The organism is Candidatus Bathyarchaeota archaeon (assembly GCA_025059045.1).
Classification (GTDB): Archaea; Thermoproteota; Bathyarchaeia; order Bathyarchaeales; family DTEX01; genus JANXEA01.
In genome coordinates this window covers 1-15,474 of the sequence record JANXEA010000018.1, presented here as the reverse complement: position 1 = coordinate 15,474, position 15,474 = coordinate 1, and the positions used below count along the sequence as shown (strand labels likewise).

Genomic DNA, 15,474 nt, shown 5'->3' with positions numbered 1-15,474 from the left:
TACGTTCTGTTGAAATTTCGGGATATTTATTCACACGAGTAGATCAAATCCTATTCATGCCAAGAATAACAAATAAATCTTCGTATAAGCACATAACTGACGAGACTAAAAAATATGATTGTCAGACAAAAGCAAAAAGAGGATGGTTAACTCTTGGAGTCTATCAGGGCTTTCATATCTTTCGATGTTGAGGAGGATGTGGTGATACGCAACATCGAAGATGTTCAAGAGATGCTGATCAACACTGGCGCTAGCTTAAGACTAACAAAACCCGAAAACATTCATATCACAATTAGATTTCTCGGGGAGATTCCATTCAGCATGGTTGATGAAATACACGGCGAAATGGAGAAGATAGATTTTAGACCATTTGACATTAAAATAAAGGGATTGGGCGCCTTTCCTAATTTGAGGAAAATTTCAGTTATCTGGGCAGGCATAAGTGAAGGCGTGAATGAGCTACGAAGTATTTTCTATCAGTTGGAATCTGCAATGCAGAATCTTGGATTTAAGCCTGATCCTAAAGGTTTCTCGCCTCATCTGACCATCGCCCGTCTTAAGTCAGGTCGTAACAAAGAGAAGCTGGCGGAGATTATAAGGGAATTAGAGGATTATGAGTTTGGCTGTATAAAAGCGCAGTGCTTAAGGCTAAAAAGGAGCATCCTAACGCCAAACGGGCCGATATATTCTGTGTTGAGAGAGACATGCCGGAGCTGAGCTGCTATAATAAGGATTTGGAAGGACATTTATGAGTGGAAACAGCATCGAAGCAGAAATTCAAAATATAATCAAGCATGTTTTGAAAAAAATTGTTCCCACCGAAGCCGAGAGAGAGAAGACACTAAAATTCTCTCAGGAGATAGTAAAGAAGGTTGAAGAGAAGCTTAAGGACAAAGGTATTGTTGCGGAGGTGCGTATTGAAGGCTCAATTGCAAAGGATACATGGCTGTCGGGAGATAAGGACATCGACATTTTCATAATGGTGCCAAAAGTTTATGGAAGAGAGATCTTCCCAAGGGTACTGAAAGCTGCAAAGGAAGCTGCTGGCGGGAATTATGTTGAATCCTATGCGGAGCATCCATACCTTCAAGCTAGGATTGAAGGATTTACCGTCGAGTTTGTTCCATGTTTCAAGATTGAAAGATCCGAGGAAGTGATTTCATCCGTAGATAGGACACCATTTCACACGGCGTATGTTAAGAAAAGGCTCGATGCAAATATTAGAGATGAGATTTTATTGTTGAAGAAGTTTATGCATGGTATAGGTGCTTACGGTGCTGAGATAAAAATTGGAGGTTTCAGCGGGTACCTTTGCGAACTTCTAATCCTGTATTATGGCTCCTTTATTGAATTATTGAGGGCTGCTTCAAAATGGCGAAAAGGAGAGGTTATTGACATAGAAAGCTTCTACAAAGGTCTACATAATGAGATAAGAAAGATATTTCCAGAACCGCTCATAGTCATTGACCCAGTAGATAAAGGCAGAAATGTGGCCTCCTCTGTGAGAGTCGAAAGGCTCTGTGAATTCATTGCTGCTTCAAGAGAGTTTCTGAAGAAACCTTCTATTGAATACTTCTTTCCCCCTGAGAAAAAACCTTACACCATAGAGGAAGTAACCTCCGCCATAAACTTAAGAGGAACATCAATAGTATTCATAAAGACCGGAGCGGCTAGAGCCGTATCGGATATCTTATGGGGGCAGCTTTATCGTACACAACGGGCTCTTCGAAATCTTATACTTCAACATGACTTCAAACTCGTTCGGGATGAGGTTTGGTCGGACGAGGAATCTGCAGTCGTCTTCTTATTCGAATTGTATTCCCGTGTTTTACCGTCCATTGAGAAGCATATTGGTCCGCCTCTGGAAAAGATAAGAGACTGCGAAAGGTTTTTGGAAAAGTATTCGGGTTCTCAGACAGTTATTTCTGGACCGAGGATTGATGGAGATAGATGGGTGGTTGAGAGAAGAAGAAAATATAATGATGTAGTACACTTGCTCAGGGATAGATTGGCGGGCGATCATGTTAAGATAGGGATTGGTAGTCTAGTTTCTCAATCTTTGTCCTCATCATTTGAAGTTTTGGTAAACAGTGAAATCAAAGATTTCTACCTTCAAAATCCCGGTTTCGCCAAATTTTTGACGGATTATCTGCATGGCAAACCGAGGTGGCTAAGAGCGGATACAACAAAAAATAGCTAATTAAAATAGAAAAATCGTTTATATACAATTGGGCTACACAAATATTTAAGCTAAAAGAGCGAGAGTCCTAAATGATTGTATTGAGTGCATCCAACAAGATGCGGTCAAGATGCCTTATAGAATCTCTTGGGAGCAGCCTATTTCCATAAGGGATCTCTCTCATAGTAACTATGGAGAGATCATCTGCTTCCCTAAATTTGATGATGAAGAGTTTGAGAGGAGACTAGGCGAGCTTAGAGCCTTAGGTATTACTGCGATCTGTCCCTTAGGGAAAGTGAAGATTAAAGAGATGCCAGTCTTAGGCAAGGGTTGCGTCGGCATAGTTATAGCGGCGTATCGTGGGGATGAACTTGTTGCTTTGAAGACCAAAAGAACAGATGTTAGAGAACAGAGAATAATACATGAGGCGCAAATGCTCCAGATTGCAAATACTGTTAATGTTGGTCCGCGTCTTCTAGGATTCTCTGAGAACTTTCTAGTGATAGAGTTTGTTGAGGGAAGTCTTATCAGGGACTGGGTCGAAAATGAAAGTACGAAGGAAGGTTCAGACGATATTATTCGTCAAGTGCTCACGGATATTCTTCATCAATGCTGGAAGCTAGATAATCTTGGTCTAGATCACGGTGAACTCAGCAGGGCCGAGAAGCATATTATTGTTAACGGGAAGAACATGGTCCATATAGTTGACTTTGAGACGGCAAGCATCGCAAGAAAACCTTCGAATGTAACCTCAGTTTGTAATTCTCTCTTTTTGAGGGGAGTTATTTCAGAGGCGCTGGGTATGAAGATCGGTCGGATTGAGCAAAGCGATCTGATTTCAGCATTAAGAAACTATAAGAAGAGTCGAACATATCAGAATTTCAAAGAGATCCTCAAAGCATGCCGTTTGTGATAAATACTTGAAACTTCCAACATTCTATTGTAGGATAAGATTACTTTCAAAACGTCATGCAAAGGCTAGGCTTCTCTAACTTCGCACTTAAGCTTCTTAATGATTTCTTCAACATCGGAGGCTTCTACCTTTAGCGTGTAGAGCATTCTAGGGGTTCTAAGTTTTAGCTTCACGACTTCATTAAGCCTTTTCACTAGGCAATACTTAGCTCTTCCCGAAAGCTCAATAAATTTCTCCACATCAGTAATCTCTGTCGGCACGACTAATCAGCCTTCACCGTATGCAAACAATAACTGACATCACATCTGCACATATATCTTACGGTAGGACCCATCATATGTACTTATGCAGGATTAAGAAGACCCAGAGCATTTTTTACAAATTACAAATATTGCAAATAAAAAGCAAGGATCACCTCTGCGCATTAAACACTATCACGAATACGCTCCAAATACGGTCGTATAAAAATTGGTCTTTGGCGAAAAAACAAGTGCTGATGGCAAATAGTGAAAACGTAAATTAGTGAACTGAAGTGGGGCGTATGAAGCTAAAGAGAGGTTTGACGTTTTTGTGTAATCACGTCATACAGAAACTTTAGGAGGCTCATACAATAATACTCAGGAAAAACCAATATTTTGACTGGCAAAAAAATTCCCCGAAATTGTAAACAAAAGAAACATTGTAAACAAAAGAAACTATGATATAGAAATTGCACATGTATAAGCTTATTATAGTCCCTAATAATCTCCGCACCTTTGCAGATCCAGGTATAGTGGCGCCCCGTTTTTCAATGATTTTTGGCGAAGAACTGCCTAAACTAAGGTTAATATAGGCAAGTTCAACAACATCATTCTAGCTCGCCATTATGCTAATAAAGGCTTAAATATCGGATTGAAATCTATGTCAGAGAACTTTTAGATGGCATTGGTTGTGCTGAATGGAGAAGCTAGAAGATGGATGAGGAAGCTTGGCATTCGCTCACTATAGATGATGTAATAAGAACGTTGAACAGTAATGTTAATGGTTTAAGTGATGTTGAAGCCAAGTCTAGATTATCTAAGTTTGGGGCTAATGAGTTAGAAGCCGTCAAAAGAGTTTCACCATTGAGGATTTTTTTGGGTCAATTTAATAGCGTTTTGATCTGGATTCTGATTGTGGCCATACTCATCTCCCTCCTAATGAGCGAGGAGAGTGATGCCATAGTTATCTTAGCAATAGTTTTGGTCTCATCAGCGCTTGGCTTCATACAGGAGTATCGCGCTGAAAGGGCGCTTGAAGCGCTTAAGAAAATGCTTAGCCCAACGATAACAGTAATAAGGGATTCGATTGAGACTGTTGTGCCCGTAAGGGAGATTGTCCCAGGCGATATAATTATTTTGAAGGAGGGCGACAAAATCCCTGCTGATGCCAGGCTGATTGAGACAATAAACCTTCAGGTAAATGAATCTTCTTTAACTGGTGAGTCAACACCAATTTTGAAGGATACCGCAATTCTCCCAAAGGACACCGCAATTCCAGATAGGAGGAATATGGTCTTCTCTGGAACTGAAGTAGTTAGCGGTAAGGGCAAAGCGATCGTTGTCGCTACAGGAATGAACACCCAGTTTGGCAAGATAGCAGGATTTGTGACCTCGGCCAAAAAGGAGGAGACCCCTCTTGAGAAGAGGGCCAAGGAGATTGGAAAGTGGCTTGGGATAATAGCCTTAATCATAACGACCTTTCTCACAATTGCTGGAGTTTTAAGGGGAATGCCTACAATAGAGATTTTCCTATTTAGTGTGGCTTTAGCTGTAGCAGCGGTCCCGGAAGCTTTGCCAGCAGTCGTCACTGGAAGCCTCGCGATCGGGATGCATAGAATGGCTAAAAAGAATGCTCTCGTTAGGAAAATGCCAGCTGTAGAAACGCTCGGCTCTGTAACAGTCATATGCTCTGATAAAACAGGCACACTGACCAAAGGTGAGATGACTGTTCGCAGAATCTACGCTCTTCAACATCTCATTGAAGTTTCTGGTGTAGGCTTTGAGCCTAGAGGAGAATTTCAGGTTTTAGGCAATGGAAAAGCTGATGTTTTGGGAAGCGAAGGAATCAAACTCCTGATGTTATCTTCGCTCCTTTGTAATGACGCTGAGCTAACACATGAGGGCGATGATTGGAGAATCAAAGGAGACCCAACTGAAGGTGCCCTAATAGTTGCTGCGCTGAAGTATGGTTTACAAAAGGACGAGGCTAGAAGGCTTTATCCCCGAGTGAAAGAGATCCCATTTAGCTCCAATAGGAAACTTATGACAACCATTCACAATACACCTGATAAGGATTATCTGGTCTGCATGAAGGGCGCTCCGGAAAAGGTTTTGGAGAAATGCACTCATGTTTATACTCCCAGAGGGATTGAAGCATTAACTAAAAAGACTAGAGAGGAGATTATGAGCGTCAATGATGATATGGCTAGAAATGCCCTCAGGGTTTTAGGGTTCGCGTATAAGAGGATAGAGGATCATAATGAACTCAGCGAGGATGAAATTGAGAGCAAAATGGTTTTTCTCGGCTTAATAGGCATGATGGATCCACCTAGAGAGGAAGCTAAAAAGGCTGTGAAGATATGTAAGCATGTCGGCATAAAGCCTATCATGATTACAGGCGATCATAAACTTACCGCCATGACTGTTGCTCGAGAGCTCGGAATCTACCAAGACGATGATATAGTTTTAACCGGTGAGGAACTTGAGAAAATAACTGATGAGGAGCTAGAAAAGATTGTTGAAAGGGTAACAGTATATGCGCGTGTATCCCCAGAGCATAAGCTGAGAATAGTTAAAGCCCTAAAGAAGATGGGACATGTAGTTGCGATGACTGGTGACGGAGTTAACGATGCACCGGCGCTTAAGCATGCTGATATCGGAATAGCCATGGGAATCACCGGAACAGAGGTAACTAAGGAGACGGCAGACATGGTTTTGGCTGATGATAACTTCGCAACAATCGTGACTGCTGTAGAAATGGGAAGATGGATATACGACAATATAAAGAAGTACCTTGCCTATCTTCTGCAGGCAAATCTTATCGAGATAACATCTCTATCTCTAGCGATCTTATCCGGTTTTCCGACACCACTACTCCCAACGCAGATACTATATATAAATTTGGCTACGGATGGACTTCCAGCAATCGCCCTTGGCGTGAGCCCAGCAGATCCGGACATCATGGATAGGCCGCCCAGAGACACGAAAGAGTCAATATTCACTCGTGATCTTAAGTTACTTATCTTACGTACGTTACTGGTAGGGACACCATTCATCTTCTGGGTTTTCCTGCAATCATTACCTCTTGGCTTAGAATTAGCGAGGTCAAGGGTATTCATAGTGTTTATCTTCTTCGAGCTAATCTTAGCAGTATCTTGCAGGTCTCTAAAACATACTGTTTTCGAAGCTAAACCACACAAATTCCTGTTATTGGCGGTCGCATGGGAGATTCTCCTCCTAATGGTTCTCCTAAGTTTTCCGGTAACCCGTCAAGCGATCGGCGCCGTTGAAGCAGATAAATACGCCTTCTGGCTAGCATCTCTTCTATTACTAATAACCTTTGCTAGCATAGAGGGAACAAAGATACTCTTAAGATGGCTCAGGCTTATTTGAATATTAAGTGTCGCTGGAATGGTGCGAACATCTGTAAGTTATCTTTACATTTTCGGCACTATGTTACGGCCCCGCCGTCCCAGAATACTATTCCATCTGTTGAAACTAGCGCTCTTGCAGCCAGCACGTATCAAATAGTCAAGAAAAATGGTTGAGTCCGAAATGGTAACAGTTTATGACATAAAAAGCTGTACGCATACAAAAAAGAAAAAACGCGGAGAGCCCCGAGTAATCGAGATGTATATTGCAAGGCTTATGCCATAACCGACTGCAAGCTTTAAATGTGTCAATTAACCGTAAAATTGGGGATATGATATGTGGACTGTCAAATGAAAAGGTGTATTAATCAAGATAATAAATGTTTATGGCCATATAGTAATATGCCTGATTACCATTCAGTGTTAAAAGGTTCCATGAGGTAGGGCTTGATGAAGTCACTAGGAGAAGAAAGGAAAATACCTAGAACTATGTCTACTCAACATCCTGACAACGCACGTATTCCTGAATGGTGCAAAGATAAGATAATTGAAGGAGATGCTGAAGTCTATGAGGCTTACTTCGCTTACAGCAGTCTAGGCTGCCACGAGGTTATGTGGGACTCCGAGGGGAAGGATGTAGATACGAGAGTTGTAAGAAAATTGTTGACCAACTATGAAGATTACTTCAAGGAAAATGTGATTGGAAAAGATGTTTTTTTAACATATAGAATTCCCAACCCTAAGGTTGAGGCTGCTGAAAGAAAGATAGTTGTGGAGACTCTTGAAAACATACCTGTAGGCTGCGATGTAGCATCAGCATTCTATAAACAGGAGGTTATACCAATTTTTGAGGTTATACTTCCATTCACGACTGACGGCAAAGAACTTGTCTGGCTACTGAACTATTATAAGAAGGCTGTGGTAGGAGTTGAACAAATCGATTTAGATGGAACCGTGAAGATTAAGGATTGGGCGGGCAACTTCAAGCCTTGCAGCATTGAGCTGATCCCGTTAATTGAGGACATGGAAAGCTTGTTGAAAATCGATAAGATAATTGAGCCATACATGGATGTCGCCCAGCCCAAGTATCTACGAGTCTTCATAGCAAGGTCGGATCCGGCTCTCAACTACGGACTTGTATGCGCAGTAATTCTTTCTAAGATGGCCCTTTCAAAACTGAAATCTCTAGAGGAAAGGAAAGAGATACCGATCTATCCAATTATTGGAGTTGGATCTATGCCATTCAGGGGTCACTTGTCTCCAGGCAATGTGCAAGGCTTTCTAGATGAGTATAGGGGAATATACACTACAACAATTCAGTCAGCCCTAAAATATGACTACCCTCTTGAAGATGCTAAAAGTGTGGTGGAAATTCTTAATGAGAAACTTCCCAATGAAGAACCTGTCATTATTGAGGCTCATGAAGAGAAGATCTTGTTGGAGGTGCTTAGGAAGTTTAAGTCGAGGTACCAGAAAATTGTGGAGGAACTTGCGCCTTTAATAAACAGCGTAGCTTCTTATGTACCTGCACGTAGATCCAGAAAACTTCACATAGGGCTCTTCGGCTACAGCAGAAAAGTAGGTAATGTAATACTTCCAAGAGCCATACCTTTTGCTGGGGCCCTCTACTCTCTAGGCATACCGCCAGAGTTTATAGGGTTCGAGGCGTTGAACAGCCTCACCGAAGAGGAATGGGATGTGTTGAGGAAGCACTACATAAACATGAGACATGACCTTGATTCCGTTGCGGGATATTTTTCAATGCGCAACATAACCAAAATTATAGACTTCCACAAACAATTGGCAAGGAGAGCCGGAATGGAGGAAGAAAGATTAAAGTCAGCCTTAACAGAACTATTGCTAGACATAAAAGCGGTCGAAGAAAAGCTCGACGTAAAAATAGGACCCAAGAATTTAACTCATGAGAAATATGAAAACATCATAAACAATTTCCTCATCTCATATATAGAGCAAAACGACGAGGAAGCTAAAAGATACTTTGAAGAAGCTGCAAAAATAAGGAAATGTATAGGATGACAAAACATCTTGAATTATTTAAATAGAAATTTAGACTCCGCCTATTGCATTGCGCTTAATGCTGTTCAAGTTTTGTTATGCCTTCAAAATACCAATTTTTGTTTCTATACTACGCATTCCCCGCCATCTTAAAGGATTTCGAGCTCAACTTTTAATGGTATTGGATCTTTAAAAATTGAAAGCACTGGACAATTTGCTTCTGTTCTCCTCCATGCTGCTTCAACCAGCTCCTTACTAGCATTCGCGGATACCTTAACTTTAACCATTGCTTCGCTTAATCTAGGCGAGTCTGCAGGTTTTTCAGCCTCAGCCACAACCTCCAACCTCTTAATTGTAATGTTACTTTTCTTGCACACATCTGCAAATATTGTTAATGCACAGTCTGCCAAGGCCATTATCGCCAATTCAAGAGCTGTCGGTCCAGTGTCAGCTCCTCCTGCCGCACTGGGAAGATCGCAAACCACGCTGTGAGTTCGCGAATTGTCTGCGACTGAACGGACATTTTCAATCCATTTAGCCGTAGCTTTGTACCTCGGCATTATAACACCCAGACAATCTCTTTCTTGCTCAGTCATTTAAAATTTATGTTTTCAAAACCATATGAAGACCTCATGGACCTTGGCTGCAAAACACCTTCGAGAAAGGGCTTTAATTCTTCTTCAAAATTTGCCAGTGAAAGTTATCCGGATATTTTAAGGATGTAGAAAATGTCAGCCTATGCCGTGTAAAAGGCTAAAAAGATTTTTAGGGATATGCTTGTTCGTAGTTGAGAGATGCAGCTTTCGAGATTTTAGCGGTGACAGATAGTGGTTGAAGGCCTAGAAAAGTCCATTGAAACTTTAGGTTGGTCCTTACCAAATGCTGAAGAAGTTTTAACTTTATCAGTTGAAGATCTTCTTTCGCGCTTAAAGTCTTCATCAAAGGGTCTTTCATCTAAGGAAGCGGAAAGACGTCTTGAAGTTTTTGGGCCTAATGAGCTTGTTAGAAGAGAGAGGAGAGCAGCAATAATTGATTTTCTTTCCCATTTCAAAACTCCGTTAATAATAATTCTTCTTATCGCCGGGCTTATTTCCGGCTTTTTGGGGGAATCTGTGAACGCAGCTATTATATTTTTTATAGTGACATTTAGCGCGGTCTTAGACTTTTATCAGGAATCTAAGGCTGAAAAAGCTGCTGAGATGCTGAAGCAGAGGGTTGCGACAACAGCCACGGTTTTGAGGGATGAAGTTAAAAATGAGATCAAGCTTGCAGAGATCGTTCCCGGAGACATCATATTTCTTTCGGCAGGTGACATAGTGCCTGCAGACGCCCGTGTTATAAGCGCAAAAGACTTATTCGTAAACCAGTCTGCCTTGACGGGCGAATCCTACCCTGTTGAGAAAACGAGTTTGCCACTAAAATCTTATGATCCGTCGATAACAGAGTGGGGGAACTATCTTTTTATGGGCACATCAGTTGTGAGCGGGACGGCAACAGCTGTTGTTGTGAAAACTGGAAGTCTTACAGAGTACGGGAAAATTGCGAAAAGCCTCGTTGCAAGGGAGCCTGAGACAGAGTTTCAGAGGGGCGTTCGAAGTTTTGGCTACATGATAATGCAGGTTACGTTTCTTCTTGTAATATTTGTCTTTTTAATTAATGCTCTTTACATGCGCAGTGTTTTGGATTCGCTTCTTTTCGCGGTAGCTTTGGCTGTAGGATTGACGCCAGAGCTCCTGCCAATGATAATTTCAGTAAATCTCTCTAAAGGAGCAGTGTCGATGGCCAAGAAGGGCGTCATCGTTAAACGCCTAGCAGCTATCCAGAACTTTGGCAGCATGGACGTTCTATGCACAGACAAGACTGGAACTTTGACGGAGAACAGGATAAAGCTTGTCTTACATGTGGACATCAATGGGTATGAAAACGATAAGGTACTTCTGTACTCATACCTAAACAGTTATCATCAGACAGGACTCAAGAGCCCCTTGGATGAGGCCATACTGAGATTTAGAGACGTCGATGTGAAAGATTACAGGAAAGTTGATGAAGTCCCCTTTGATTTTATTCGTAAAAGACTCTCAATAATTGTTGAACAGCAGAATCAGCGTTTAATGATCACTAAGGGCGCTCCTGAGGAAGTTGTCAAAGTCTGCTCTTACTGCGAAGTTGGAGATGTTATATCCTCCATAACAGACGAGGTGCGCAGAAAAATCGAGCAAAAATATAATGATCTCAGCGTTGAAGGCTATAGGGTTTTAGCCGTAGCATATAAGCGTTTAAGAGAGGACAAGCCCACATACACTGCAAGCGACGAGAAAGAAATGGTGTTTTTAGGCTTCATAGCTTTCCTTGATCCGCCGAAGGAAACAGCCAGAGAAGCATTACAGCTTTTGAAAAATTCCAGAGTAGAGCTGAAGATTCTCACAGGTGACAATGAACTGGTGACACGGAAAGTCTGCGAGTACTTAGGCTTCGAAATAAAAGGGGTTATCACCGGAAGCGAGATTGCTCAAATGCATGATGACGCCCTTTCAAGAGTCGTAGAGGAGGCCAACATTTTCTGCCGGGTTACACCATCCCAAAAAGACAGAATAATAAACGCTTTAAAAAATAATGGGCACGTTGTTGGATTTCTAGGGGATGGAATAAACGATGCACCTTCACTGAAAACATCTGATGTAGGCATATCTGTAGACAATGCTGTCGACGTTGCGAAGGAATCTGCGGACATAATCCTTTTACAGAATGATCTAAGAGTGCTTCACGATGGGGTTTTGGAGGGCAGAAAAACCTTCGGCAACACCATGAAGTATATCATGATGGGTGTGAGCTCAAACTTTGGAAACATGTTCAGTGTAGCTGGGGCTTCACTTTTTCTGCCCTTTTTACCCATGTTACCGACACAGATACTACTTAACAACCTTCTATACGATTTTTCCCAGTCTACGATACCCACGGACGAAGTTGACAAAGAATATGTTGAAAAGCCTAAAAGGTGGGACATACACTTCATTAGGCGGTTCATGGTTAGTCTTGGACCAGTTAGCTCTCTCTTCGACTTCTTAACATTCTTTACGATGCTTTTCATCTTTAACGCTTCTGAACCGCTTTTCCAAACCGCCTGGTTTATCGAATCCTTAACTTCGCAGACCATTGTAATCTTTGCCATTCGAACAAAGAAGTCGCCATTTTGGAAAAGCAAGCCAAGTCGACCTTTACTCCTAAGCTGTATAGCAATAATCACCTTCGCATTAATACTGCCATACACACCTTTAGGGCAGATCTTCCAATTTGTGAAGCCCCCTGCAACATTCTACATAGCCTTAGCCGCAATTCTATGCACATACCTAACTCTAGCCGAAATCATAAAGAGCTGGTTTTATAGGAGGTATGGATACCGCATAGAACAAACCCTTATCCCACCTAAGAAGATTGGAATCTATGTCACTAAGACTGCAAAGCTCATCCAAAATGTTATAGCCATAATCTCTCTGCGCCCAGAAGATGAAATAACAGTTGACTCACTCCTAGAAGACCTAGAAACAAACATGGAATACCCACTTGATTACCATCAAGTTGGCCACATAATCCAGTACTTAAAACGCGCGGGCCTCATAAGCTTTGAGTGGCACCAGAGGAAGATCAAACGTGAAAAGCCATTAAGAGAATATGTGATAAAACAGTTAATGACCAGCGAGCTGTGGCCAAGGATAACCCGGGACTGGCATAAAATCGGGTGCGCCATTCTAGAGAAACATAAAAGGGTCAACCCAGAATATCAAGAACTATTGCGTATGCTTCAAAATCAGTATCAGTCGCCGATGCCAGCCTGAACACCTCAGGAATAGTTAGCTGCCAAAACATCATCAAAGATTGTTCCTTATGGGTTTCAAAAAGGCTAAATATGGGTTTATATGTTTTGGCAAGAGGGTTTGGAATGAACCTTTGGCGTGATATTCCATGCGGAGAAAAACCTCCCGAAATTCTAAACATGGTCATTGAGGTTATAAGCGGTTCAAGAGACAAATACGAATACAATACTCAATGGGAAACATTCGTTTTAGACCGTATAATACCGTCTTCAGTGGTTTTCCCAGTTGAGTATGGGTTTGTTCCGCTGACCTGGTTTGATGATGAAGACCCTCTTGACATAATGGCTTTAACCTATGAACCTCTAGAAGTTGGATGCATCGTTAAAGTTAGGGTTATAGGCGGGTTAATAGTGGAGGACGAAAAGGGCGTAGACCCGAAAATATTGTCGGTGCTGGTGAACGACGCAAGGTTTGAGGGATACAGAGACATAAACGATGTTCACTCACATAAGCTGAGGGAAATTCAGGAGTTCTTCGAAACCTACAAGCGTCTGGAACCCCATAAATGGGTTAAATTTAAGGAGTGGAAAAACGCCAAAGAAGCCATGAAAATCGTCGAATACGCCATCAAGAAGTTCCAAGCACTTTCATCAATCAAAGAAAGAGAACATTCTTATCTTGATTAGCCAATGAATATGGTGGGCCTAGCCGTATGCAATTAAAAAATTAAGTGAGTTCCTTTTTATAGTCTTCTTATTTTTCCTGTTTCTGGTCTGTATATCTCGCCTTGTTGTGTTAGGCGCCATATGGCTGTTTCAACAGTTGCCTTTTCTAGGCCTTCCTCTTCGTAAGCCCGTTTGACAACTTCCTCTATTGGGATTGTTTGGTTTGGAAGGTTTTCCATAAGCCATTTTAAGGCTTGGCTTAGGCCTTTCGTCTGAATTGTTTGGGGTTTCCAAAGCTATTTTCTGGGCATAGCCGCCTCTGTATGAAGCATTTGAGTGCTTATTGGGGCTTGCTTTGTTTGTGGCTGATAGTCCATCAGAGTTATAGCCGGCTTGGCCTTTTCCTTGAGCAGTTCTGGCATCTTCCTGTTTAGTTGGCTTATTATTCGTTTCATTTTTCTGGCTCTTGAAATGCTTGACCAGTAGAAGGCCTCATCAACCGTTCCTCGGCTATTAGTATTGTTACTTTTCCAGCTACACGTCTGCCTGTTCTGCCTCTGCGTTGTATATAGCGTATCTCGCTTGAATAGACTCTTAAAAACCCCGTAGTCTATCAGAATGCCCAGGCCTTCCTCAGCTACGCTTGTGGCTATCAGCACTTTTGTTTCTCCACTTCTAAGCTTTTCAAGGACTTCCCGCTGTTTGAATTTGCTTTTGATTTTGAACTTGAATAATAAATATAAAAAGTTGAGGATACTTGCTATTGATGACCCTCTATCTTTTTATAGAGAATTGGGTTTACTTGCAAGGAAGTTGTTTGATGCAAGACAAAGGGTCAAAGAGTTTGTAACTCGATATGGTGGATATGTTAATTAGAGACTACTGTAGTTTTTAATTAATCAAATGTGAATGTTGGTTCTTTTCTCGGCAGTTCTCTTGCTGCATAAGCGCTTAAGGCTAACGACCATAACATGTCGTCGTGGCTATTTGCTGGGTGACTAAACTGCGAGTGCCCGCTTTTGCTGTGTGCGTACTGCTGCTCGTTTATTTGCTTGCACAGTTGCCTATGATACGGTATCGCCAAGCGGTTCTGCTTCATGGTAATCTTCAAGTTCGACAGCAGCTCTTCTTTTGTTTGAACCGTAAACTTCAAGCCTTCAACATTGCCTAAGCCTTGGTTGCGGATTTCTTCGAGAACGGGCTTGCCAACGCCTGTCTAGTCCACAAATGCTTTTCTAAATTTGAGTTTCTGATGGGCTCTCACCAGATGCCCAATAACATGCGTATAAGGCGTTTCAAGCGGAAATTTCTAAATTACGAAAGTTCCAAGATCCTTGCTAAATGAACTTTATTGCGTTTAAGAGACATTAAAAGAATGTGAAGAAAGTGCTTTTACCTTTGTATTTTTCTATGAAATTACTGAATTAGCATTCTAAAAAAGTAGCGAATATTTCTGCGGAGCGTCCTGAACAATCGCAGCAGATGCCTCCAATCTTCTCGATTTTGACTTTTGAAAAATGTTCGCATGCCATTTCATTGATGCTTTTTACATCGAAGCCTAAGTGAATATCGCCCAATTCTTTTTTGAACTCTTCAAAGTTATGTTTGTAAAGGTCTATAATAATGGCTCTGCCTTTTCTTTTTAGAATTTCTTTAATGCTTTGGAAGACTTTTGCTGGTTCAGCGCTGTGGTGAAGCATTAACGTTGAATATGCTGCGTCAAATCTGAGTGGAATATTGAAGTATTTTCTTGCCTCTGTTATGCTGCCCTTGATATTTTCAGCTATTCCTACAAATGGTGTTATTTCGTCGCTCTTCTTTCTTAATGAATTAAGCATAGCTGGGGTTGCGTCCATGGCATAAAATTGAACATTGTGCAATGTTTGGCGAAACCTATTATATAGCTTAACTGTGAAAAAGCCGGAACCAGCTCCGACATCTAAAACTTTCGCATCTTGCGGGGGACTCGGCGTTGTAAATAAAAATTCGTGAATGGTGTTGACTATTTTGTTTACTCCATTTTCTCCAAAATAGTCTAATATGATTTTGTCTCTCTTTTCAGCTTCCTCCGCTGTGAAATACTGGACTTCCTTCGCAAGTAACTCGGGATTGGGAGCATTCAGCTTTCTGAAAAGCTGTTCAAGCTGCAAATTCTGAAAATAGTTTTCAAAGGCCATAACGTTTAGCACCGCCGCGGTTTATTCGGCTTAATTCCATAAACGGTTATACTTACGATTAAGTTGGCATATTCTTTTGCATCTCGATTTGAAATGCAAAAT

11 protein-coding genes are annotated in these 15,474 nt (G+C 41.5%); 7 read left to right on the top strand and 4 right to left on the bottom strand.

All coding sequences use genetic code 11. From position 1 onward, the window contains the following. Positions 1–153: 153 nt before the first annotated feature. From thpR to NZ952_06390, 3 genes are all read left to right on the top strand, one after another. On the top strand, positions 154–717 hold the full coding sequence (thpR, locus tag NZ952_06400) for an RNA 2',3'-cyclic phosphodiesterase (GenBank protein MCS7120813.1): 564 nt from the start codon (positions 154–156) through the stop codon (positions 715–717). Between the two features lie 31 nt (positions 718–748). Continuing rightward, the gene (cca, locus tag NZ952_06395) at positions 749–2,200 is read left to right on the top strand and encodes a CCA tRNA nucleotidyltransferase (protein MCS7120812.1); all 1,452 of its coding nucleotides are present in this window, start codon (positions 749–751) and stop codon (positions 2,198–2,200) included. Positions 2,201–2,309: 109 nt separating this feature from the next. Further along, a complete protein-coding gene (locus NZ952_06390; protein ID MCS7120811.1) occupies positions 2,310–3,092 on the top strand; it encodes a hypothetical protein in 783 nt (260 codons plus the stop codon). 65 nt (positions 3,093–3,157) lie between these two features. Here the strand turns inward: NZ952_06390 and NZ952_06385 are convergent, their stop codons facing one another. Next, on the bottom strand, positions 3,158–3,352 hold the full coding sequence (locus NZ952_06385; GenBank protein MCS7120810.1) for a hypothetical protein: 195 nt from the start codon (positions 3,350–3,352) through the stop codon (positions 3,158–3,160). Positions 3,353–4,045: 693 nt separating this feature from the next. Between NZ952_06385 and NZ952_06380 the strand changes: the two genes are divergently transcribed. Both NZ952_06380 and ppcA read left to right on the top strand, forming a co-directional pair. Beyond that, positions 4,046–6,724 carry a cation-translocating P-type ATPase gene (locus NZ952_06380; protein ID MCS7120809.1) on the top strand — a complete coding sequence of 893 codons (2,679 nt, stop codon included), beginning with the start codon at positions 4,046–4,048 and terminating at the stop codon, positions 6,722–6,724. A 428-nt stretch (positions 6,725–7,152) separates the two neighbouring features. Continuing rightward, positions 7,153–8,739, top strand: a complete 1,587-nt coding sequence (gene ppcA / locus NZ952_06375) for a phosphoenolpyruvate carboxylase (GenBank protein ID MCS7120808.1) — start codon at positions 7,153–7,155, stop codon at positions 8,737–8,739. A gap of 128 nt (positions 8,740–8,867) precedes the next feature. Here ppcA and NZ952_06370 read toward each other — a convergent pair whose 3' ends face one another. Further along, positions 8,868–9,278: an OsmC family protein gene (locus tag NZ952_06370; protein MCS7120807.1), complete on the bottom strand. Its 411-nt coding sequence runs from the start codon at positions 9,276–9,278 to the stop codon at positions 8,868–8,870. A gap of 267 nt (positions 9,279–9,545) precedes the next feature. Between NZ952_06370 and mgtA the strand changes: the two genes are divergently transcribed. Both mgtA and NZ952_06360 read left to right on the top strand, forming a co-directional pair. Next, positions 9,546–12,551 carry a magnesium-translocating P-type ATPase gene (gene mgtA / locus NZ952_06365; GenBank protein ID MCS7120806.1) on the top strand — a complete coding sequence of 1,002 codons (3,006 nt, stop codon included), beginning with the start codon at positions 9,546–9,548 and terminating at the stop codon, positions 12,549–12,551. A 104-nt stretch (positions 12,552–12,655) separates the two neighbouring features. Then, entirely contained in the window at positions 12,656–13,216 is a 561-nt protein-coding gene (locus NZ952_06360; GenBank protein MCS7120805.1) for an inorganic diphosphatase, read from the top strand. Positions 13,217–13,491: 275 nt separating this feature from the next. Here the strand turns inward: NZ952_06360 and NZ952_06355 are convergent, their stop codons facing one another. Together NZ952_06355 and NZ952_06350 are read right to left on the bottom strand one after the other, a co-directional pair. After that, entirely contained in the window at positions 13,492–13,854 is a 363-nt protein-coding gene (locus NZ952_06355) for a hypothetical protein (GenBank protein ID MCS7120804.1), read from the bottom strand. 765 nt (positions 13,855–14,619) lie between these two features. Then, positions 14,620–15,372: a class I SAM-dependent methyltransferase gene (locus NZ952_06350; GenBank protein MCS7120803.1), complete on the bottom strand. Its 753-nt coding sequence runs from the start codon at positions 15,370–15,372 to the stop codon at positions 14,620–14,622. Between the last annotated feature and the right edge of the window lie 102 nt (positions 15,373–15,474).